Origin of the sequence: Azospirillum sp. SYSU D00513 (assembly GCF_017356015.1) — a bacterium.
Lineage (GTDB): Bacteria > Pseudomonadota > Alphaproteobacteria > Azospirillales > Azospirillaceae > Azospirillum.
In genome coordinates this window covers 1-20453 of record NZ_JAFIQV010000074.1, presented here as the reverse complement: position 1 = coordinate 20453, position 20453 = coordinate 1, and the positions used below count along the sequence as shown (strand labels likewise).

The following is a 20453-nucleotide window of genomic DNA, read 5'->3' as shown; positions in this document are numbered from 1 at the left end:
GTGGGATCTCTCCCACCCGCGACAGGCATGTCAAGGGTTGGTAAGGTTCTGCGCGTTGCTTCGAATTAAACCACATGCTCCACCGCTTGTGCGGGCCCCCGTCAATTCCTTTGAGTTTTAACCTTGCGGCCGTACTCCCCAGGCGGAATGCTTAATGCGTTAGCGGCGACACCGAAGTGCATGCACCCCAGCGTCTAGCATTCATCGTTTACGGCGTGGACTACCAGGGTATCTAATCCTGTTTGCTCCCCACGCTTTCGCGCCTCAGCGTCAGTGTCCGTCCAGATGGCCGCCTTCGCCACCGGTGTTCTTCCCAATATCTACGAATTTCACCTCTACACTGGGAATTCCACCATCCTCTCCGGAACTCAAGCCTGCCAGTATCAAAAGCAATTCCCAGGTTGAGCCCGGGGATTTCACTCCTGACTAAACAGGCCGCCTACGCGCCCTTTACGCCCAGTAATTCCGAACAACGCTAGCCCCCTTCGTATTACCGCGGCTGCTGGCACGAAGTTAGCCGGGGCTTCTTCTCACGCTACCGTCATCATCGTCGCGTGCGAAAGAGCTTTACAACCCTAAGGCCTTCATCACTCACGCGGCATTGCTGGATCAGGCTTGCGCCCATTGTCCAATATTCCCCACTGCTGCCTCCCGTAGGAGTCTGGGCCGTGTCTCAGTCCCAGTGTGGCTGATCATCCTCTCAGACCAGCTACCGATCGTCGGCTTGGTAGGCCGTTACCCCACCAACTACCTAATCGGACGCGGGCCCCTCTCCTGGCGATAAATCTTTGTCCCTCAGGACACATCCGGTATTAGCGTCCGTTTCCAGACGTTGTCCCGAACCAGAAGGCAGGTTCCCACGTGTTACTCACCCGTGCGCCACTCACCCCGAAAGGTGCGTTCGACTTGCATGTGTTAGGCATGCCGCCAGCGTTCGTTCTGAGCCAGGATCAAACTCTCAGGTTCAATCTGAACCCCGGCATCAGCCGAAGCCCAACTGAACGGGTCACCGAAGCGACCTCACCTAAGCGTCAGAAACTGTATCGTCTCTAAAAACCTAGCCGAGATGCGTCACGGCAACCGCTGGCCCAATCCCCACCCGGGAACCGGACCCGCGTCAACGGCCAACAAAGCCGCCGCCTGCGCATCCCTTCTCACAACACGGTCTTCACTTTTAAAAGATCCCGCAGCGCTCGGCGCCGCTCGGTCCACATCATGTAGTCGTTCAGGACGACGATGTAAAGACCTTTTTCTCTGCTCCGGCTGAGCTTGCCGATTTCACTCGCACCCGAGGGTACAACTTACTCTCTGCTTGCCCTGTCCTTCGCTTTCCCCTTTCGCGTCATCGCCTGGTCGGCGGCGCCGCGTCGGGGAGGCGGTATATAGGCCAGAAGGCGAGGAGCTCGCAAGGGCTTTTTTCAAAGGTGCGGAGATTTTCAGACTCCGCCCATGACCATGCGCCCAGGGGCCAAAGACGGGTGTTGGCAATTGCCGCTCGACTGTGAGGCCGGGACCGCCCACCTAAATGCGATGCTGACCGTCACGCCCATTCCGCTCCCAGCCCCTCCCCCGCTCTGGACTCCGATCCTGGCGAATTGCCGGGCGCTGATGCGCGAGGTTGGGGCGCCGGCCATCCTGATCGAGGGGAGCCTTCGCGACGGCGCCTTCGGCCCGAGAATGGTCGCGACCATCGGCTTGCCCGCCGAAATGGGCGAGGTGCCGATCACGGGTTACGCAAGCTACCGCCGCGCCATGCATGACGCGGCGGGGATGGTCAGTTTCGTCCGCATGTCGGCGCACAGCGCCAGCGGGATCGACCCTGTCACCGCCAGCCGCGAGCCGGAGCACGTCTCCTGGGACGTGGTCGTGCTGCCGACGGAGGTGGTGCTGATCGCCCGCACGGAAGACGCGGATTACGGCCCCTTCCTGCTGGTCGAGGGGGCGCCGGACGCGGGCCGCCTGTCCAGCGTCGCCCACCAGCTCGCCTTTGCCGGCATCGCCGTGGGAAGCGTGCCGAGCGCGCCCGAACCCGGGTGGGTGGTGAGCTGAACGGGCCGGACGGCGGGCAGGTCAGGCGCCCAGGTCGGTGCGGGCGTCCTCGATGACCTTGCCGTCGTTGGGCAGCGTTCCGGGCGCCACGAACTCCACCGTTCCCCGCAGCTTGGTGACGGCCGCCAGGGTCTCGCGGAGGGACGCCGCCAGCGCCTCGCCGCTCGCTGCTGAACCGGCCTCCGCCGTCTCACAGCGGAGGGTCATCGTATCGTTGGCGTTCGCGCGGCCGACGACGAGGCGCGCCTTGAGCGCCTGGGGGTGGCGGCGGAGGATCTCCGCGACTTGGCCTGGATGGACGAACATGCCCTTGACCTTGGTGGTCTGGTCGGCGCGGCCCATCCAGCCCTTCAGCCGCATGTTGGTGCGCCCGCAGGGGCTGGCGCCCGGCAGCACCGCCGTCAGGTCGCCGGTGGCGAAACGGATCAGCGGATAATCCGGACTGAGCACGGTGACGACCAGCTCGCCGACTTCCCCGTCCGGCACCGGATCGCCGGTGCCGGGCCGGACGATCTCGGCGATGACGCTTTCCTCGACCACCAGCCCCTGACGGGCCGGGGTCTCGTAGGCGACCAGCCCTAGGTCGGCGGTGCCGTAGCTCTGATAGACCGCGATGCCCCGCTCCTCGTAGAAAGCGCGGACGTCCGGCAGGTAGGGGCCGCCGGTGACGTGGCCGACGCGGATGGAGGAGGCGTCGAGGCCCATCTCGTCCGCCTTTTCCAGGATGATCTTCAGGAAGTCGGGCGTGCCGACATAGCCCCGCGGCTTCAGATGGGCGACGGCCTGCGCCTGCGTCTCCGTGTTGCCGGTGCCCGCCGGGATCACCGCACAGCCCAGCGCGTGCGCCCCCGTCTCGAACATCGAGCCGGCCGGGGTCAGGTGGTAGGAGAAGCAGTTGTGCAGGAGATCGCCGGCGCGGAACCCCGACGCGAAGAGCGCCCGCGCCGAACGCCAGGGGTCCTTCCCGTGCGGCTCCAGCTCATGGATCGGTCCGGGCGAGACGAAGACGCGCGCAAGCGCACCGATGGGCACCGTCGCCAGCCCGCCGAAGGGCGGCGCGTCCCGCTGCAAGGCGATCAGGTCCGACTTTCGGGTCACCGGCAGCGCCGCGAGATCGGCGCGCGAGCGGACGGCGGACGGGTCCACCCCGGCGAGCAGCCGGCTGAAGTAAGGCGCCTTGCCTTTGGCGTGCGCGATCTGCGTCGGCAGGGCCGCGGACAGCTCCGCCTCACGCTCGTCGGAGGAGCGGATTTCACGCTGGTCGTAGAAGTCGGACACCGATTCCTCCCGGGATGCTTGATCCCCCTCGCCCCTCTGGGGAGAGGGAGGGGCCCGCCGCGAAGCGGTGGGAGGGTGAGGGGGGTCCCGCGTTCGCCGGACTTCCCTGTCCCCCGGCACCCCCCTCACCCTAACCCTCTCCCCGGAGGGGAGAGGGAACAAACGCTGCTTTCGTGGGGCCGTTGCCGCGCTCAAATCCACCGCTTGCGGCGTTTGAAGCTCTTCAGGCCCTTGAAGCTCCTGCGTTCCTCGTGCCCGCCGCCGAGGTAGAATTCCTTCACGTCCTCGTTGGAGGTCAGCTCCTCCGCCGTGCCGTCCAGCACCACCTTGCCGCTTTCCATGATGTAGCCGGACGAGGCCGCCTGGAGGGCCATGCGGGCGTTCTGCTCCACCAGCAGGATGGTGACGCCGAGGTCCCGGTTGATCTGGCGGATGATGGAGAAGACCTCCTTCACCAGCAGCGGCGACAGCCCCATGGAGGGCTCGTCCATCAGGATCAGCTTCGGACGGGCCATCAGGGCGCGGCCGATGGCAAGCATCTGCTGCTCGCCACCCGACAGATAGCCGGCCAGCCCCGTCCGCTCCTTCAGGCGGGGGAAGTAGTTGTAGACCATCTCGATGTCGTCCTTCACGCCCCGGTCGCGGCGGGTGAAGGCGCCGAGCCGCAGATTCTCCAGGCAGGTCATGTCGGAGACGATGCGCCGTCCCTCCATCACCTGGAAGATGCCGCGCCGGACGATCTGGTCGGGGTCGATGCCGTTGATGCGCTCGCCGGCGAAGGTGATGTCGCCGCGCGTGACGGCGCCGTCCTCCGTCTTCAGCAGACCGGAGATGGCCTTCAGCGTCGTCGACTTGCCGGCCCCGTTGGCGCCGAGCAGGGCCACGATCTCCCCCTCCGGCACTTCCAGGCTCAGCCCGCGCAGCACCAGGATGACGTCGTTGTAGACGACCTCGATGTTGTTGACGGACAGCAGGAGCGGCTTGGCCGTCTTCGGCGCGGGCGCGGCGGCCATCGCCGGATCCAGTGTGGCGGTGTTCATGCGGCACCCATGGAAGGAATGATGCAGGGATAAGGCGGCGCAGCCCCCGCAAGGGGTCGGGCGGGGGCTGCGCCTGGACCCGCGCTTACCAGCCCAGCCACTCCGGCTTGCGCGGGACGTCCACGGAGGCGACCTTCTCCAGCTTGATGGTGCCGGACTTCACCAGTTCGGCCACGCCGGCGCCCGTGTCGCCGCTCACCGCCGCGCGGTAGAGGTTGACGGTGGTGGTGCCGCGATGGTCCTGCGGGGTCCAGTTGGACGGGACGCACACGCCCTCCAGCCCGGCCGGGACCCAGTCCTTCTTCTGGTACATGCCCTGGCGGATGGCCGGCCCGGCGACGCCGCCGTTCCTGGCCGCCCACTCCATGGCCTCCTTCATGTAGAAGGCGGAGCAGATGCCGGATACGTAATGCACCGGGCGGTAGGCGGTGCCGGAGCTGTCGGAGACCTTGGAGATCTCCTGGACCAGCGTCATGCCGGGGGCGCTGTCGCCCCAGATGGTGGAGGTACGGACGGGGAAGACCACGCCGTTGGCGGCCGCACCCGCCGTCTTCATGGCGTTCTCGTCCATGCCCCAGACGTTGCCGAGGAACTGCACCTGGGCGCCGACCGTCTGGCAGGCCTTCAGCACGGAGATGTTGGAGCCCGCCGTGTTGCCGAGATAGGCGTAGTTGGCGCCGCTGTCCTTCAGCGTCAGGCACTGGGGCGTGTAGTCGCCGGGCGTCAGCGCGAAGGTCACGGCCGGCAGCACGTCGAAGCCCAGCTCCTTCGCCAGCGCCTCGCCGGCCGCCTTCGGCGCGTTGGGATAGGGGTGGTTGCCGCCCATGTGGACGTATTTCGGCTTGCCCGTGCCGCCCTTCTTCTTCCAGTCCTCCGCCGCCCAGATCAGCATGCCGCGCAGCGCGTCGGAATAGGACGGCCCGTAGAAGAAGTTGTAGGGAGCGCCCTTGCCGTGGCCGGCGGCACCCGTCGGGTCGGTGAGGTGGCCGGAGTAGGAGCCGGAGTAGTAGGGGATCTCGTCCTTGCCGACGAAGGGGTTCAGCGCCTCGGTGTCGGCGGTGCCCCAGCCCTGGATCGCGGCAACCTTGCCGCTGCCGGCCGCCCATTTCTTGTACTGGCTGATGGCGCGCGGCGCCTGGTAGGAGTAGTCGACCGTCTCGACCGCCATCGGCTTGCCGGCGATGCCGCCGTTCTTGTTGATGTAGGCGAGCGCGTCGGCGACGCCCTGCCCGAAGGGCACGCCCACGTCCGAGGTGGCGCCCGAATAGTCGGCGAGATGGCCGACCGGAATGCCCTGCGCGTTCGCCGCACCGGCGAGGCCGCCGAGCGCCAGCGCCGTGGCCGAGGCGAGGAGGATGGTCTTCATGCTCATGGTCGTTTCCTTCCCTGTTCGTTCGTTTTTGTAATGCCGCCGTTTTTGTGATGCGGCGCCGCCCTGCCCCGCCGGATCCATCAATGGGAGAAGGGATACAGCTTCCAGTAGGCCTTGATCTGCCGCCAGCGGTGCGCCAGCCCGTCCGGTTCGAAGACCAGGAACAGGATGATGGCGACGCCGATCGCCATCTCGCGCAGGAAGGCGAGGGAGTCCTTGAGGTTCAGCGCCCGGTCCAGCGACGTCCCGGCGAGGCTGTCGGTCAGCGCCTGCATGACCTCGGGCAGCAGCACCATGAAGGCGGTGCCCATGAGCGACCCCATGATGGAGCCGAGGCCGCCGATAATGATCATGCCCAGGAACTGGATCGAGAAGAGGATCGTGAAGCCCTCGACCGACACATATTGCAGGTAGTGGGCGTAGAGCGCGCCGCCGATGCCCGCGTAGAAGGCCGAGATGCCGAAGGACATCGTCCGGTACTTGGTGAGGTTGATGCCCATGATCTCGGCGGAGAGGTAATGGTCGCGCACCGCGACCAGCGCCCGCCCGTCCCGCGTCCGCATCAGGTTCGTCGCCAGCAGGTACATCACCACCGTTGCCGCCAGCGCCACGTAGAAGAAGCTCTGGTCGGTATCAAAGGCGAAGCCGAAGAGGCTGAAGGGCTCCGCCATGGTGCCGGCGACGCCGCCGGTGAACCATTCCGCCCGCGCGAAGAAGTCCTGGAGGATGTACTGCGCCGCCAAGGTCGCGATGGCGAGGTACAGCCCCTTCAGCCGGGCCGCCGGCACGCCGAAGACCATGCCCACCACCGTGGTCATCAGCGCCGCCAGCGGGATAGCGAGCGCCACCGGCACCCCGTAACTGTTGGAAAGATAGGCCGAACTGAAGGCGCCGAAGCCGAAGAAGGCGGAATGGCCGATGGAGATCTGGCCGGTGAAGCCCACCAGGATGTTCAGCCCCAGCGCCGCGATGCCGAGATAGCCGATCTGGATCAGCAGGTTCAGCCAGTAGGCGTCGAGGAAGAGCGGCGCGGCAGCCAGCAGCAGGATCCCGAGGATCACGGCGTTGCGGCTGGTGACGGTCGGGAAGATCGTGGTGTCGGCGGCGTAGCTCGTCTTGAAGTCGCCGCAGGGGATCATGTTGGTGCTGGCCATGGCGGCGTCCTCACACGCGTTCGATGTCTTTGGTGCCGAACAGCCCGTAGGGCTTCAGCATCAGGATGAGGATCAGCACGTAGAAGGGGGCGATCTCGTACATGTTGCCCCAGTTCAGCCATTGGCTGTCCACGTAATGGGCGACGTTCTCCAGCAGCCCCACGATCAACCCGCCCACCACGGCACCGATGACGCTGTCCAGCCCGCCCAGGATCACCGCGGGGAAGACCTTGATGCCGAAGACAGACAGCGCCGAGGACACGCCGTTGACCACCCCGACCACCACCCCGGCCACCGCCGACACCATGGCGGAGATGGCCCAGCTCAGCGCGAACATGCGCTTGACCGAGATGCCCAGCGACTGTGCCACCTGCTGGTCGAAGGCCGTCGCCCGCATGGCGAGGCCGAGGCGAGAGAATTTGAAGAACCAGCCGAAGCCCGCCATGATCAGGATCGAGATGAGGAGGCTCGCGACATAGACCGTCTGCACCTCCAGCCCGAAGACGTTCATCGTCGGGCTCTCGAAGATCGGCGGGAAGGGCTTGGCGAAGACGCCGAACATCCACTTGATCAGCGCCTGGAAGAAGATCGACAGGCCGATCGTCACCATGATAACGGAGATGATCGGCTCCCCGATCATCGGGCGCAGCACGACCGTTTGCAGCACCACCCCGAACACCATCATGAAGGCCAGCGTGATCGGGAAGCCGACATAGAAGGGAAGCTGGTAATAGGTCAGCAGCCACCAGCAGGCCCAGGCGCCGATCAGCAGGAACTCGCCCTGGGCGAAGTTCACGATGCGGCTGGCCTTGTAGATCAGGACGAAGGACATGCCGACCACGCCGTAGAGCGCGCCGACGATCAGCCCGTTGATGAGGAGCTGGAGGAACAGGCTCGTGTTCATGGGGACGAGGTCTCCCTAATCGGCGTCTGGCCGGCCCTGATTGTCGGGCCTTGTTTATTCGGCGTTTATTCGGCGGCGACCGGTTCGGCGGCGCGGGTCGTCGCCGGCTGAAGCTCCACCACCCGCAGCACGGTGCGGATGCGCTGCTTCGTGCCGTCTTGGAAGGCGATGGTGGTGTCCACGTCGATCCGCGGCTGGCCGGCGTAGATGGCGTCGATGATGCCCGCGTACTTCTCGCCGATGACGCCGCGGCGCACCTTGCGGGTGCGGGTCAGCTCGCCGTCGTCGGCGTCCAGCTCCTTGTAGAGCAGCAGGAACTTGGAGATGCGCTGGGCCTCCGGCAGGGTGGCGTTGACCCTCTCCACCTCGGCGCGCAGCAGCTCGTAGACGCTGTCCTTGGAGGACAGGTCGGAATATGTGGTGAAGGCGATGCGGTTTTTTTCCGCCCATTTGGACAGGATGGGGAAGCGGATGCAGATGATCGCCGCGAGATAGTCGCGCTTGTCGCCGACGATCACCGCCTCGGCCACATAGGGGCTGAACTTCAGCTTGTTCTCGATGTATTGCGGGGAGAAGCGATCGCCGCGCCGCGTGGTCGCGATGTCCTTGATGCGGTCGATCACCACGAGATGGCCACGCTTGTCGAAATAGCCGGCGTCGCCCGTGTGCATCCAGCCGTCGCGCAGGTCGGCCGCGGTCGCCGCCTCGTTCCGGTAATAGCCCGTGAACATGTTCGGGTGGCGGACGACGATCTCGCCGACGCCGTTGGCGTCCGGATCGACGACCTTCACCTGGATGCCCTCGTCGAAGGGCACGCCGACCGTGTCGAAATCGACGTCGCCGGCCCGGTGCACCGTGTAGGCGCCCATCGTCTCGGTCTGGCCGTAGATCTGGCGCAAGGGCACGCCGAGCGACTGGAAAAAGCGGAAGGTGTCGGGGCCGAGCGCGGCACCGCCGGTGGAGGCCGACTTCAGCCGGGAGAAGCCCAGCCGGTCGCGCAGGGCGCGGAACAGGATCCCATCGGCCAGCACGGAGCGCCGGCCCTGCTTCAGCGCTTCCAGCCCCTTGCGGCTGCCGTAGCCGTAGAGCGCCTGCTTCATCGGCGAGGCGTCCATCATGCGGGCGCGCACGTCGGCGGCGATCTGCTCCCACAGGCGCGGCGCGAAGAGCACGAAGGTCGGCCCGATCTCCCGGAAGTCGTTCATCATCGTCTCGGGTTCCTCGACGAAGTTCACGCGCATCCGGGCCAGCATGCCCATGCCCACGGCGTAGATCTGCTCCATGATCCAGGAGAGCGGCAGGACCGAGACATATTCGTCCTCCGGCCCCTTGGGATCGACGCTGAGATAGCTGGCGCAGTGCCGCAGCAGCCGCCCGGCCGGCAGCATCGCCAGCTTCGGGTTGGAGGTCGTGCCCGAGGTGGCGCAGAGGATCGCCACGTCCTCGCCCCGCCCGCGCGCCACCAGCTCGTCGTAGAGGCCGGGCCGGCTCGCGTGCAACTCCTCGCCCAGCCGGACCAGCTCGGACGCCTCCATCAGCCGGGGGTCGTCGTATTTGCGCATGCCGCGCGGGTCGGAGAAGATGATCCTCTCCACCGTGCCCAGCCGCTCGCCGATGTTGAGCAGCTTGTCCACCTGCTCCTCGTCCTCGGCGAAGACGAAGCGCACGCCGGCGTAGGTCGTGAGGTAGGCGACCTCCTCGTCCAGCGCGTCGCGGTAGATGCCGAGGCTCATGGCGCCGGCGGCGTGGGCCGCCACCTCGCCCATGACCCAGTCCGGGCGGTTGTCGCCGATCAGCGCCACCACATCGCCCGGCCGGACGCCGAGCCCCACGAGGCCGAGCGTGAAGGCCCGCACGCGCTCCTGATACTGCGCCCAGCTGATGCAGCGCCAGATGCCGAAGTCCTTCTCGCGCAGGGCCACCTCGCCGCCATGCTCGCGGGCGTGCAGGGCCAGCAGCTTCGGCAGCGTGTCGTGCCGGGCGAGGTCGGGGAGCGCCGCCATCACGCGACCTCCCGCGCGGCGGCGGCGGTTTCCGGTTCCGGCTCGTCGCTCTCGCCGAGATAGGCGGTACGCACGCGCGGGTCAGCCAGCACCGCCTCCGGCGATCCCTCCGCAATCTTGCGGCCGAACTCCAGCACCATCACCCGGTGGGAGATGTCCATGACCACGCCCATGTCATGCTCGATCATGACCACGGTCATGCCCCACTCCTCGTTCAGGTCGACGATGTAGCGGGCCATGTCCTCCTTCTCCTCGAGGTTCATGCCGGCCATCGGCTCGTCCAGCAGGATCAGGTCGGGCTTCAGCGCGATGGCGCGGGCCAGCTCCACCCGCTTGCGCAGCCCGTAGGAGAGCGTGCCGGCCATCGCCTTGCGAACATGCTGGATTTCCAGGAAGTCGATGATCTCCTCGACCTCGCGGCGGTGCGCCAGCTCCTCCCGGCGGGCGCCGCCGAACCAGTAGAGCGCGCCGGTCAGGAAGTTGTTCTTCAGCAGGTGGTGGCGCCCGACCATGATGTTGTCGAGCACCGACATGTGGCCGAAGAGCGCGAGATTCTGGAAGGTGCGGCCGATGCCGAGCGCCGCCCGGTGGTTCGGCGTCATGCCCGTGATGTCGCGGCCCTGGAAGAAGACCTTGCCCGAGGTCGGCCGGTAGCGGCCGGAGACGCAGTTGAGCATGGAGGTCTTGCCCGCGCCGTTCGGGCCGATGATCGAGAACAGCTCGCCCTTCCGCACGGAGAAGCTGACCTCGCTCAGCGCCTTCACGCCGCCGAAGCCGAGCGACACGTTGCGTGCTTCGAAAATGGGATCGCCGGCATTGCCGGCGCCGGCCCGGATGTCAGTCCCTGCGACGGGTGCGCCAGACATGATCCCTCCCCCAAGCAGGCCCTGAGCCGGGCCGTTGTTCTTATGGTCGTTCTTTTGGCCGCGGCGGCCGGAGGCCTGATGCCAACGGTCCACACTGCGAAACGTTCGTTTGTCCAACGGTTGAATGGTACGGCGGGAATGCGGGATTTTCAACACAGATATACGCTGCCAAAAGGCGTATTGTGGTTGGACCTCGCCCGTGTTCCAAAATATGGAACACTCTCCCGGCTTTCACGCCGCCAACTCTCGTCAAGACTATGGCCGACGCCCTTTCCGCCAGCACGGGTACCCAGAGCCTGGAACGCGCCATCGCCCTGCTGCGCGCGGTCGCCGCGCGCGGGGAGGAGGGGGCGCGCCTGGCCGACCTCATGGCGGAGGCCGGTCTGTCCAAGGCGACGGCCCACCGCATCCTGGCAGCGCTGGTGCGCGAGGGGCTGACGGTGCAGGACGAGCGAACCCGCCGCTACCATCCGGGTCCGGAACTGGCGGTGTTGGGACGCGCCGCAGGCGGGCGGGCGGATGCGCATCCGGCGCGCGCCAGCGCCTTTTCCCGCGCCGATTACCGAGGCACGGCCATCCCGCTCGCGACGCTGCTGTGCGACCGGCATCTGAGGGCCGGCGGCGGGCGCGCCGCCCTGCTGCACGAGAGCGTCGCCGGCCAGACGACGGAGCTGAGCTTCGCGCGGCTGGCCGGCGATTCGAAGCGGTTCGCGTCGGTGCTGGCCGCGCTCGGCGTCGGCAAGGGCGACGCGGTCGCCGCCCTGCTGCCCAAGGGGCCGGAGCTGCTGATCACGGCGCTCGCGGCCTGGCGGCTGGGGGCGGTCTACATGCCGCTCTTCACGAACTTCTCGCCCGCCGCCGTCGCCGCCCGGCTGGCCGACAGCGGCGCCCGCGCCGTGGTCACCCGCGACTCCCTGCGCCACAAGATCCCGCAGGAGGGTGCTTCCCGCCCGGCCGTCGTCACGGTAGAGAGCGAGGAGTCCTTCGGCAGCGGCGCCGTGCCCTTCTGGTCGGCCCTGCACGACGCCGCCCCGCTGGAGAGCGTGGCCCCCTACGCCGAGACCGACTCCTTCGCACTGATCTACACGCCCGAGGCGGCGGGGGCGCCGCTGGGCGTTCCGGTCTCCGTCAAGGCGCTGGCGGGGATCGAGCAGAACATGCGGGCCGGGCTGGACCTGCGCGACGACGACGTCTTCTGGAACATGGCCGATCCGGGCTGGGCCTACAGCGTCTATTACGGGCTGATCGGGCCGCTGCTGCTGGGCCGTACCGCTATCCTCTGCGACGGCCCCTACGACGTGCGGCAGAGCTACCGCGTGCTGACCAAATACGGCGTGACCAACCTCACCGCCGCCCCGTCGCAGATCCGCGCGCTGCAGCAGGCCGACCCGTCCATGCTGCCGGGGCAGTTCGCCCTGCGCATCGTCTCCACGGTGGGCGAGCCGCTGCCCGCGGACATCGTCGCCTGGACCACCGGCACGTTGCGCGTCCCCCTGCTCGACCATTACGGCCAGCTGGAGACCGGCGTCGTCATCGTGAATCGCTACGATCCAGATCAGCCCTCCCGCACCGGGGAAGGCTCGCTCGGTCACCCCATGCCCGGCTTCCGCATCGTCGTGCTGGACGAGGCGGGCCGGGAGCTTCCCGTCGGCGTCGCTGGCGAACTCGCCATCGACGCGGAGAATTCCCGCCTCTTCTGGTTCGAGGGCTACGCCAACGGCCCGGAGCGTGGCGCCCACCGCTTCCGCCATGGGCGACGCTACTACCTGACCGGCGACCGCGCCTCGCTCGACACGGACGGCAACATCCACTACCGCGGGCGCGTGTCCGGCGCCGTGCTCATGCAGATGGATGCGGGGGCCGGCAAGTAGCCGCGCCTCACTTCATGTTGATCATGATGGTCTTCTTGTGGGTGAAGTGCTCCAGCATGGATTCCAGCGACGCCTCCTTGCCGAGGCCGGAGGCCTTGACGCCGCCGTAGCTGAGGTTCGGCTGCACGACGAGGTTCTGGTTGACCTGGACGAAGCCCGCCTCCAGCCGGTTCACGGCGTCGAGCGCGAGCTTCAGGTCGCGGGTCCAGACGGTGGCGGCCAGCCCGTATTCGCTGTCGTTGGCGGCGGCGATCACCTCCTCGTAATCGGTCCAGCGGATGACGCAGCAGACCGGGCCGAAGATCTCCTCCCGCGCGATGCGGCTGTCGTTGGTGACGCCGGTGAAGATGTGCGGCTGGATGAAGAGCCCCTTGGCGAGGCGGGGGTCCGTCGGCAGGGCGGAGCAGACATGAGCGACGGCGCCGTCTGTCTCCTTGCCGATGGCAATGTAGCCCTGCACCCGTTCCATCTGCTGGTGCGACACGATGGTGCCGATGTCCGTCGCCTCGTCCAGCGGGTCGCCCATCCGCATGGCGTCCACCTTCGCCTTCAGCCGTGCCACGAACTCGTCGTGGACGGCGTCATGCACGAAGATGCGCGAGGCCGCCGTGCAGCTCTGCCCCTGGCGGGTGAAGCGCATGCCGGCGATGGCACCGGCGATGGCCTGGTCCATGTCGGCATCGGCCATGACGATCATCGGGCTCTTGCCGCCGAGTTCCAGCGTGACCGGGATCAGCTTCTCCGCCGCCGTCCGGTAGACGATCTTCCCCGTCTCCACCGAGCCGGTGAAGGTCACCTTGCCGACCTTCGGATGGGCGACGAGCGGCGCGCCGCACTCCGGGCCGAATCCGGAGAGGATGTTGACCACCCCCGGCGGCAGGATGCCGCCCATCAGCTCGATGACGCGCAGCACGGCCAGCGGCGCCTCCTCCGCCGACTTCACGACGACCGTGTTGCCGGCGACCAGGGCTGGCGCGATCTTCAGCGCCATCAGCAGCAGCGGCACGTTCCAGGGCAGGATGGCCCCGACCACCCCGATGGGCTCGCGCACCGTCATGGTCATGACGGTCGGGCTGTAGGGAACGGTCTCGCCCTTCAGCTCCGACCCCAGCCCGGCGAAGAAGGTGAAGGCGTCGGCGAGGACCGAGGCCTCGACCCGGCTTTCAGTGCGCAGGGCCTTGCCCGTCTCCAGCGCGATCAGCCGGGCCAGCTCCTCCACATGCTCCGACAGGAGCTGGCCGCATCTGGCGACCAGCTTGCCGCGGTCGCGCGCGCCGACCTTGGCCCAGCCCTTCTGCGCCGCCGCGGCGGCCCGCACGGCGGCCTCCACGTCCGCCGCCTCGCCGAAGGCCGCGGCCCCGACCTCCTCCCCCGTGGCCGGGTTCACGACGGGGAAGGTCCGGCCCGACGCGCTCTCCCGCAGGGCGCCGTCGTAGAAATGCCTGCCGCTCAGCGCGCGGGCGAGGGCGAAGGGGTCGGTCTGGGGCGTGGTGGCGGTGGTCATGGTCTGGAAATCCTTGAGGCCGGCGTGAGGTGATCGTCGGGACGGGGGAGCTAGCCCTCCGCAGACCCGCGCAGGAGCCGGATGATGCTGGAGAAGTCGGTGCCGCCCTGCCCGGCCCCGGCGTGGAGGCTGTAGAGCTGCGCCGCCAGGGCGCCCATCGGGGTCGAGGCGCCGGTCGCCTGGCTCGCGGCCTGGGCGAGCTTCAGGTCCTTCAGCATCAGCGCCGTGGCGAAGCCCGGCTGGTAGTCCCGGTTCGCCGGGCTGGCCGGAACCGGTCCAGGCACCGGGCAGTAGCTCGTAAGCGACCAGCACTGGCCCGAGGAGGTCGAGGCGACCTCGAACAGGGACTCGTGCGACAGCTCCAGCTTCTCGGCGAGCGCGAAGGCCTCGCAGACACCGATCATGGAGATGCCGAGGATCATGTTGTTGCAGATCTTCGCCGCCTGTCCCGATCCCGGCCCGCCGCAATGGACGATCTTGCGCCCCATCGCCTCCAGCACCGGCCGGCCGCGCTCGAAGGCCGCGGCGTCGCCGCCGACCATGAAGGTCAGGGTGCCGGCCTGGGCACCCCCCACCCCGCCCGACACCGGCGCGTCGAGAAGCGCCATGCCGGCCGACGTCGCCGCCTCCCCCGCCGCGCGCACCGTCTCCACGTCGATGGTCGAGCAGTCGATGAAGAGCGTGCCGGCCCGCGCCGCCGCGAGCAGCCCGCCCTCGCCCAGATAGACGTCGCGGACATGCCCGCCGCTCGGCAGCATGGTGATCACCAGCTCCGCCCCCTCCAGCACATCGGCCGCCCGGCCGCGGACGGTGACGCCCGCGGCTTCGGCGGCCTGGAGCGCCGTGGCAGAAACGTCGTAGCCGCGCACGGCGTGGCCGGCCTTCACGAGGTTGGCGGCCATCGGGCCGCCCATGTTGCCGAGACCGATGAATCCGATCGCCGTCATGCTGCTTTCCTCCCTGTTTTCTTTCTTGCCAATGGGCTTCCCGCACTCAGCCCCGGTTCGCGCCGAAGATGGAGCGCGACACGATCAGCCGCATGATCTCGTTGGTGCCCTCCAGGATCTGGTGGACGCGCAGGTCGCGGACGATCTTCTCGATGCCGTAATCGGCGAGATAGCCGTAGCCGCCATGGAGCTGGAGCGCGCCGTCCGCGACCGCGAAGCCGGTGTCGGTGGCGAAGCGCTTGGCCATGGCGCAGAAGGCGGTCGCGTCCGGCGCCCGCGCGTCCAGCTTCGCCGCCGCCCGGTAGAGCAGCGTGCGCGCCGCCTCCAGCTCCGTCGCCAGGTCGGCGACGCGGAATTGCAGGGCCTGGAACTGGTCGAGCGTGCGGGAGAAGGCGCGCCGTTCCCCCATGTACCTGACCGCCTTGTCGAGCGCCGCTTGGGCGCCGCCGATGGAACAGGCGCCGATGTTGATGCGCCCGCCGTCGAGGCCGGCCATGGCGAACTTGAAGCCCTCGCCCTCCGCCCCCAGCCGGTTCGTCACCGGCACGCGCAGATCGTCGAACAGCACGGCGCGAGTCGGCTGGGCGTTCCAGCCCATCTTGCGCTCGTTGGCCCCGAAGGACAGGCCCGGCGCGTCCGCCGGAATCACCAGCGCGGAGATGCCGCCCGGCCCCTCGCCCCCGGTGCGCACCATGGTGACGTAGAGATGCGCGCTGCCGGCACCGGAGATGAACTGCTTGGCGCCGTTCACGACGTAATGGTCGCCGTCGCGAACCGCCCGCGTCTTCAGCGCCGCCGCGTCGGAACCGGCCCCGGCCTCCGTCAGGCAGTAGCTCGCCAGCCACTCCATCGAGCAGAGCTTCGGCAGCCAAGCCCGGCGCTGCTCCGCGTCGCCAAAGCGGTCGATCATCGAGGCGGCCATGTTGTGGATCGACAGATAGGCCGAGACGGTCGGGCAGCCCTGGGCGAGGGCCTCGAAGATCAGCACCGCGTCCAGCCGCGACAGGGCGGAGCCGCCGACATCCTCCGCGACATAGACGCCGCCCATGCCGAGTGCCGCCGCTTCCCGCAGAACGTCGATGGGGAAATGCTTCGATTCGTCCCACTCGACGGCGTGGGGTTCCAGCTTCTCACCAGCGAAGGCGAGCGCCATCTCGCGGATGGCGCGCTGGTCCTCCGTCAACTCGAAGGCGGTCGGTTCGGCGGACAATGTGCCTGCTCCCCTGCTGTTCCGTGCCCGGCGCCCCGGTGATCCTGCTCCCGAACCGGGCGCGTTGCACGCAAAACGGACTGTTGGCGCCGCGAATCTTAAGCATGGGAATTTCCGCCCGGCCAGACGAAAAAGCGCGCATTGGTTGGGCGGAAAAGCGCATACCCTTCGGGAGCATCGATCCCCCCTCCTCCCATACGGACGGATGGACCAAGCCATGGCGGACTTCAACTGGAACGACCTCCGCTCCTTCCTGGCGGTGGCGCGCACGGGCAAGCTGACGGCGGCGGCCCGGCGCCTCGGCGCCGACCACGCGACGGTGAGCCGGCGGCTCGCCGCCCTGGAGGATTCCATGAAGGTCCGGCTGTTCGAGCGGCACCCGACCGGCTATACGCTGACGGCCCAGGGCGAACGGCTGCTCCCGCTCGCCGAAAGCATGGAGAGCGTGGCGCTCACGGCGCAGAACGAGCTGGGGAACGCCGACCTCTCGGTGTCCGGGGCGGTGCGGATCGGCTCGCCGGACGGCTTCGGCAGCCTGTTCCTGGCCCCGCGCATCGGCGCGCTCTGCCGCCAGCACCCGGAGCTGGAGGTGCAGCTCATCGCCACTCCCCGCATCTTCAGCCTGTCAAAACGGGAAGCGGACATCGCCATAGGCCTGACCCGCCCGCAGGAGGGCCGGCTGCTGGCGCGCAAGCTCACCGATTACCGCCTGCGCCTCTATGGCGCGCGTGGCTATCTGGAAGAACAGCCGGAGATCCGCGGACCGGCCGACCTCGCGCGGCACCGCTTCATCGGCTACATCGACGAGCTGCTCTTCTCGCCCGAACTCGACTACATGAACGCGGTCGGCGGGATCGAGCCGCAGCTCAAGAGCACGAACCTCATCGCCCAGCTCCGGGCAACGCAATCCGGCCTGGGGCTCTGCATCCTGCCCTGCTTCATCGCGGACGGGGAAGCGGACCTCCTCCCCGTCCTGCCGGAGGAGGTGGCGCTGACCCGGTCCTTCTGGCTGATCATCCACGAGGACATGCGGCGGCTCGCCCGCATCACGGCCGCCGCCGACTTCATCACCGCCGCCGTGCAGGAGGCACGGTCCCAGTTCATGCCCTGACGAGGATCAGGGCACGAAGACCAATTCCGGCCGTTGAGGCGGGTCGAAGAGCGCCGCGATCTCCGCCTCGCCGACCGCCTCCAGGCTGGCCGGGCTCCACTTCGGGTTCCGGTCTTTGTCGATCAGGACCGCCCGGATTCCCTCGTAGAAGTCCGGGCGGGCCAGAATGGCCTGGGTCAGCCGGTATTCCAGAGCCATCGCCTCGTCGAAGCTCAGCTCCCGCCCGCGCCGCACCTGCTCCAGCGTGACCTTCAGGCTGGTCGGCGACAGGGTGCGCAGATCGGCGGCCGTTTTGGTCGCCCAATCCGTGCCTTCCGCCCCCAGGGCGGCGAGAATGTCCTCCACCCTGTCGCCCGCAAAGCAGCGGTCGATGGCCGCCCGCTGGAGGCCAAGCGGCGGATCGCCGGCCGGAGCGGCGTGGCGGGCGATGACCGCCTCGGCGACGGCATGGGCGTCCCCGTCCCAGCCGGCGGAGGAAAGATCCTCGAGCAGCCCCTCCAATTCGGCTCCCGGCACATGATGCGTGCCAACGCCGGCATAGAGCGCGTCGGCCGCCTTCAGGCGGGCGCCGGTCAGACCCAGATACTCGCCGATCCGGCCGGGGCAGCGCGGCAGGAAGAAGGTACCGCCCACGTCGGGGAACAGGCCGATGCCGGTTTCCGGCATGGAGAAGACGGTCTTCTCGGTCACGATCCGGTACCCGCCATGCACCGACAGCCCCACGCCGCCGCCCATGGTGAAGCCGTCGAGCAACGCGATGTAGGGCTTGGGGAAGGTCTTGATGCGGCGGTTGAGGCTGTATTCCTCCCGGAAGAAGTCCCGCGTGAAGCCGCCGCTTCCCCGCCCCTCCCGCGCGGCGAGGCCGGCCTCGTACAGCGCCCGCACGTCGCCGCCGGCGCAGAAGGCCCGGTCGCCCGCGCCTCGGATCACGACGGCCTTCACGGTGGGATCGGCCGCCCATTCCTTCAGGGCCGGATCGATCACCCGGACCATGTCCAGCGTCAGCGCGTTCAGCGCCTTCGGCCGGTTCAGCGTGATCAGCCCCAAGGGGCCGCGCCGCTCGCAGAGAACATCCGGAGCGTCCGTCATCGTCGTCATTCCTCGTCGCTTCTTGTTCTTGTTGCCAATCCGGGCTTTACAGTTGCCCAGGTCGGGGATCGGCGGTCAACCGATGCTTCGGCGATCCCGTCAGGGCCGCGGCTTCACCTCGACCTCGATGGAGTTGAAATAGGCGGCGAGGTCAGCGATGTCGATCTCGCTGAGACCGGGAGCCACGACGGACATCATCTCGTTCTTGCGCGCGCCGGTCTTGTAGTCGGTCAGGGATTTGATCAGGTAGTCCTCGGGCTGGCCGGCCAAGTTGGGCGCGGCCGGGATCTTCGCCAGACCGTCCATTCCGTGGCAGGTCTGGCATTGCAGCGCCTTCTGCCGTCCCGCCTGCGCGTCGCCCGCCAGGGCGGGCGTGGCGGCGGCCATCGTGAGAGGCAACAGGACGAACAGCGTCCGGATCGGCATTCACGTCCTCCCGTGAGGTCCCTCCGGCCGCGCGTGGCCGGAGGGTGTTTTGGTGGCTCAAGACCGGCGGATCACTGGCCGTAGGAAATGCGGTACACCGCCCCGACCATGTCATCGGACACCAGCAGCGATCCGTCGTTCAGGACGGCGACGTCGATGGGCCGCCCGAGATACTCGCCGTTCTCGGTGAGCCAGCCCTCCGCGAAGACCTCCGTCTTGTCGGCGGTTCCGTCCGGCTTGAGGCTGGTGAACATCACCCGCGCGCCGATCGGCTTGGACCGGTTCCAGGAGCCGTGCTGGGCGGAGAAGATCCCGCCCCGGTACTTTTGCGGGAACTGGTTGGCCGTGTAGAAGGCCATGCCGAGATCGGCCGCATGGGCGTCCATCTCGACCTGCGGCGGCGTCGCGTCGGCCGGAGGCTGCTGGTCCTTGTACTCGACCGTGCGGACCTTGCCGCCGCCGTAATAGGGGAATCCGAACGTCATGCCTGGCTTATCAGCACGGTTCAGTTCGCCCGGCGGGATATCGTCGCCCATCCCGTCCACCTGGTTGTCGGTGAACCAGAGCGACTTGTCCTTCGGGTTGAAGTCCATGCCGACGGAATTGCGCACGCCCCAGGCATAGACCTCCCGGCCCTTGCCCTCCCGGTCCATGCGGATGATGCCGCCGATGCCCGTCTTCTTGTAGAGGTCCATCTTCTCCGGCGCGAAGACGTTGAAGGGCTGGCCGAGCGAGATGTAGAGCTTGTCGTCCGGCCCGACGCGGCAGACGCGAGCGGTGTGGTTGAAGCTCTCCTCCTCCTTCGGAATCAACTCGCCGCCCTTGACCACCTGGAAGGCGGCGACGTCGGCACCCTCATAGAAGAACTCGGCCGCCGGGAAGATCAGGACGCGGTTCTGCTCGGCCACGAACAGGAAACCATCCTTGGAGAAACACACCCCGTTGGGAACGGCGAAGTTGATCGTCGGAGCGAACACCTTCACCTCGTCCGCGACCCGGTCCTTGTCGCGGTCGGTGACGGCGTAGACCTTGGTCTTGCGCGTGCCGACGAAGGTCGCGACCCCCTGCGGCCCCACGGCCATGTGGCGCGCGTCCGGCACGATGGCGTAGAGATCGATCTTGAAGCCTTCCGGCAGCTTGATCTTGGCCAGGGTCTTCTTGATGGCTTCGGCCTTCTGGCCGGCCTGCGGGACCGTCGGGATGTCCATCAGCTCGCCGGTGGTCCGGAAATTCGACAACCTCTCAAGGTTGCCCGGCGGTTTCGGCACGTCCTGGGCGAAGGCGGCCGGGCAGGCCGCGGCGACCGCGAGCGAAAGCGCGGCAAGACACATCTTTTTCATTGTTTCCTCCCCGTTTGACCGCTGACAAGGCGGTTCAATGATCGTGGACCGATCCGGGGGAAGGTCAAATAGGCCATGTCGCGTAAGCCGGAAGCTAGGCCATGGCTGGGCGCACACGCGAAACGGCCCGGATCGCGAGATCCGGGCCGTTCGAATGGGTGATGACAGGTGCAAGTGGTTTTGTTTTGCTGAGCTGCTGTTGTCCTTGGGCCCTGGTGACCTGGCGGCGACCGACTCTCCCACGCCTTAAGACGCAGTACCATTGGCGCTGAGGTGTTTCACGGCCGAG

General features: G+C 67.6%; 16 protein-coding genes and 1 rRNA gene. 3 read left to right on the top strand and 14 right to left on the bottom strand.

Annotated features, from left to right (window positions below; genetic code table 11):
• Positions 1-966, bottom strand: a 16S ribosomal RNA gene (locus JUB11_RS30875); the annotation flags it as partial.
• A 642-nt stretch (positions 967-1608) separates the two neighbouring features.
• Here JUB11_RS30875 and JUB11_RS30870 point away from each other — a divergent pair.
• Positions 1609-2049: a hypothetical protein gene (locus JUB11_RS30870; RefSeq protein WP_207462644.1), complete on the top strand. Its 441-nt coding sequence runs from the start codon at positions 1609-1611 to the stop codon at positions 2047-2049.
• A gap of 21 nt (positions 2050-2070) precedes the next feature.
• On the opposite strand, the gene JUB11_RS30865 is transcribed toward JUB11_RS30870, so the two are convergent.
• The 7 genes from JUB11_RS30865 to JUB11_RS30835 form a co-directional block, all read right to left on the bottom strand.
• Positions 2071-3327: an AMP-binding protein gene (locus JUB11_RS30865; RefSeq protein ID WP_207462643.1), complete on the bottom strand. Its 1257-nt coding sequence runs from the start codon at positions 3325-3327 to the stop codon at positions 2071-2073.
• 191 nt (positions 3328-3518) lie between these two features.
• On the bottom strand, positions 3519-4340 hold the full coding sequence (locus JUB11_RS30860; RefSeq protein ID WP_247887452.1) for an ABC transporter ATP-binding protein: 822 nt from the start codon (positions 4338-4340) through the stop codon (positions 3519-3521).
• A 112-nt stretch (positions 4341-4452) separates the two neighbouring features.
• Complete coding sequence (locus tag JUB11_RS30855) at positions 4453-5739, bottom strand: ABC transporter substrate-binding protein (RefSeq protein ID WP_207462641.1); 1287 nt, start codon at positions 5737-5739, stop codon at positions 4453-4455.
• An 80-nt stretch (positions 5740-5819) separates the two neighbouring features.
• On the bottom strand, positions 5820-6893 hold the full coding sequence (locus tag JUB11_RS30850) for a branched-chain amino acid ABC transporter permease (RefSeq protein WP_207462640.1): 1074 nt from the start codon (positions 6891-6893) through the stop codon (positions 5820-5822).
• A 10-nt stretch (positions 6894-6903) separates the two neighbouring features.
• Positions 6904-7797 carry a branched-chain amino acid ABC transporter permease gene (locus tag JUB11_RS30845; protein WP_207462639.1) on the bottom strand — a complete coding sequence of 298 codons (894 nt, stop codon included), beginning with the start codon at positions 7795-7797 and terminating at the stop codon, positions 6904-6906.
• A gap of 65 nt (positions 7798-7862) precedes the next feature.
• The gene (locus JUB11_RS30840; RefSeq protein WP_207462638.1) at positions 7863-9800 is read right to left on the bottom strand and encodes a long-chain fatty acid--CoA ligase; all 1938 of its coding nucleotides are present in this window, start codon (positions 9798-9800) and stop codon (positions 7863-7865) included.
• Positions 9800-10666, bottom strand: coding sequence for an ABC transporter ATP-binding protein (locus JUB11_RS30835; RefSeq protein ID WP_207462637.1), 867 nt, complete (start codon positions 10664-10666; stop codon positions 9800-9802). Before JUB11_RS30835 ends, JUB11_RS30840 begins: the two co-directional genes overlap by 1 nt.
• 257 nt (positions 10667-10923) lie before the next feature.
• On the opposite strand from JUB11_RS30835, the gene JUB11_RS30830 reads away from it, so the two are divergent.
• The gene (locus tag JUB11_RS30830) at positions 10924-12537 is read left to right on the top strand and encodes an AMP-binding protein (protein WP_207462636.1); all 1614 of its coding nucleotides are present in this window, start codon (positions 10924-10926) and stop codon (positions 12535-12537) included.
• Positions 12538-12544: 7 nt separating this feature from the next.
• Here JUB11_RS30830 and JUB11_RS30825 read toward each other — a convergent pair whose 3' ends face one another.
• Genes JUB11_RS30825 through JUB11_RS30815 form a run of 3 tightly spaced genes read right to left on the bottom strand, consistent with a single transcriptional unit; the run spans position 12545 to position 16198 of the window.
• Positions 12545-14041, bottom strand: a complete 1497-nt coding sequence (locus tag JUB11_RS30825) for an aldehyde dehydrogenase family protein (RefSeq protein WP_207462635.1) — start codon at positions 14039-14041, stop codon at positions 12545-12547.
• Between the two features lie 50 nt (positions 14042-14091).
• Positions 14092-14988, bottom strand: a complete 897-nt coding sequence (gene mmsB, locus JUB11_RS30820; RefSeq protein WP_207462634.1) for a 3-hydroxyisobutyrate dehydrogenase — start codon at positions 14986-14988, stop codon at positions 14092-14094.
• Between the two features lie 46 nt (positions 14989-15034).
• Positions 15035-16198, bottom strand: a complete 1164-nt coding sequence (locus JUB11_RS30815) for an acyl-CoA dehydrogenase family protein (RefSeq protein WP_282189217.1) — start codon at positions 16196-16198, stop codon at positions 15035-15037.
• A gap of 217 nt (positions 16199-16415) precedes the next feature.
• Here JUB11_RS30815 and JUB11_RS30810 point away from each other — a divergent pair, with 217 nt between their 5' ends.
• The gene (locus tag JUB11_RS30810) at positions 16416-17309 is read left to right on the top strand and encodes a LysR family transcriptional regulator (protein ID WP_207462632.1); all 894 of its coding nucleotides are present in this window, start codon (positions 16416-16418) and stop codon (positions 17307-17309) included.
• A 6-nt stretch (positions 17310-17315) separates the two neighbouring features.
• On the opposite strand, the gene JUB11_RS30805 is transcribed toward JUB11_RS30810, so the two are convergent.
• The 3 genes from JUB11_RS30805 to JUB11_RS30795 all read right to left on the bottom strand — a co-directional run bounded on the left by JUB11_RS30805 (position 17316) and on the right by JUB11_RS30795 (position 20164).
• The gene (locus JUB11_RS30805; RefSeq protein WP_348771541.1) at positions 17316-18407 is read right to left on the bottom strand and encodes an enoyl-CoA hydratase/isomerase family protein; all 1092 of its coding nucleotides are present in this window, start codon (positions 18405-18407) and stop codon (positions 17316-17318) included.
• Positions 18408-18497: 90 nt separating this feature from the next.
• Positions 18498-18824, bottom strand: a complete 327-nt coding sequence (locus JUB11_RS30800; protein ID WP_207462631.1) for a cytochrome c — start codon at positions 18822-18824, stop codon at positions 18498-18500.
• 71 nt (positions 18825-18895) lie between these two features.
• Complete coding sequence (locus JUB11_RS30795; RefSeq protein ID WP_247887450.1) at positions 18896-20164, bottom strand: PQQ-dependent sugar dehydrogenase; 1269 nt, start codon at positions 20162-20164, stop codon at positions 18896-18898.
• Positions 20165-20453 lie beyond the last annotated feature (289 nt).

Bases quoted from the DNA above. Each gene is read 5' to 3' on its own strand.
- JUB11_RS30870 (WP_207462644.1), top strand. From the start codon at position 1,609: ATGCGCGAGGTTGGGGCGCCGGCCATCCTGATCGAGGGGAGCCTTCGC.
- JUB11_RS30800 (WP_207462631.1), bottom strand. From the start codon at position 18,824: ATGCCGATCCGGACGCTGTTCGTCCTGTTGCCTCTCACGATGGCCGCC.
- JUB11_RS30850 (WP_207462640.1), bottom strand. From the start codon at position 6,893: ATGGCCAGCACCAACATGATCCCCTGCGGCGACTTCAAGACGAGCTAC.
- JUB11_RS30795 (WP_247887450.1), bottom strand. From the start codon at position 20,164: ATGAAAAAGATGTGTCTTGCCGCGCTTTCGCTCGCGGTCGCCGCGGCC.
- JUB11_RS30805 (WP_348771541.1), bottom strand. From the start codon at position 18,407: ATGACGACGATGACGGACGCTCCGGATGTTCTCTGCGAGCGGCGCGGC.
- JUB11_RS30855 (WP_207462641.1), bottom strand. From the start codon at position 5,739: ATGAGCATGAAGACCATCCTCCTCGCCTCGGCCACGGCGCTGGCGCTC.
- JUB11_RS30845 (WP_207462639.1), bottom strand. From the start codon at position 7,797: ATGAACACGAGCCTGTTCCTCCAGCTCCTCATCAACGGGCTGATCGTC.
- JUB11_RS30825 (WP_207462635.1), bottom strand. From the start codon at position 14,041: ATGACCACCGCCACCACGCCCCAGACCGACCCCTTCGCCCTCGCCCGC.
- JUB11_RS30830 (WP_207462636.1), top strand. From the start codon at position 10,924: ATGGCCGACGCCCTTTCCGCCAGCACGGGTACCCAGAGCCTGGAACGC.
- mmsB (WP_207462634.1), bottom strand. From the start codon at position 14,988: ATGACGGCGATCGGATTCATCGGTCTCGGCAACATGGGCGGCCCGATG.
- JUB11_RS30835 (WP_207462637.1), bottom strand. From the start codon at position 10,666: ATGTCTGGCGCACCCGTCGCAGGGACTGACATCCGGGCCGGCGCCGGC.
- JUB11_RS30810 (WP_207462632.1), top strand. From the start codon at position 16,416: ATGGCGGACTTCAACTGGAACGACCTCCGCTCCTTCCTGGCGGTGGCG.
- JUB11_RS30860 (WP_247887452.1), bottom strand. From the start codon at position 4,340: ATGGCCGCCGCGCCCGCGCCGAAGACGGCCAAGCCGCTCCTGCTGTCC.
- JUB11_RS30840 (WP_207462638.1), bottom strand. From the start codon at position 9,800: ATGGCGGCGCTCCCCGACCTCGCCCGGCACGACACGCTGCCGAAGCTG.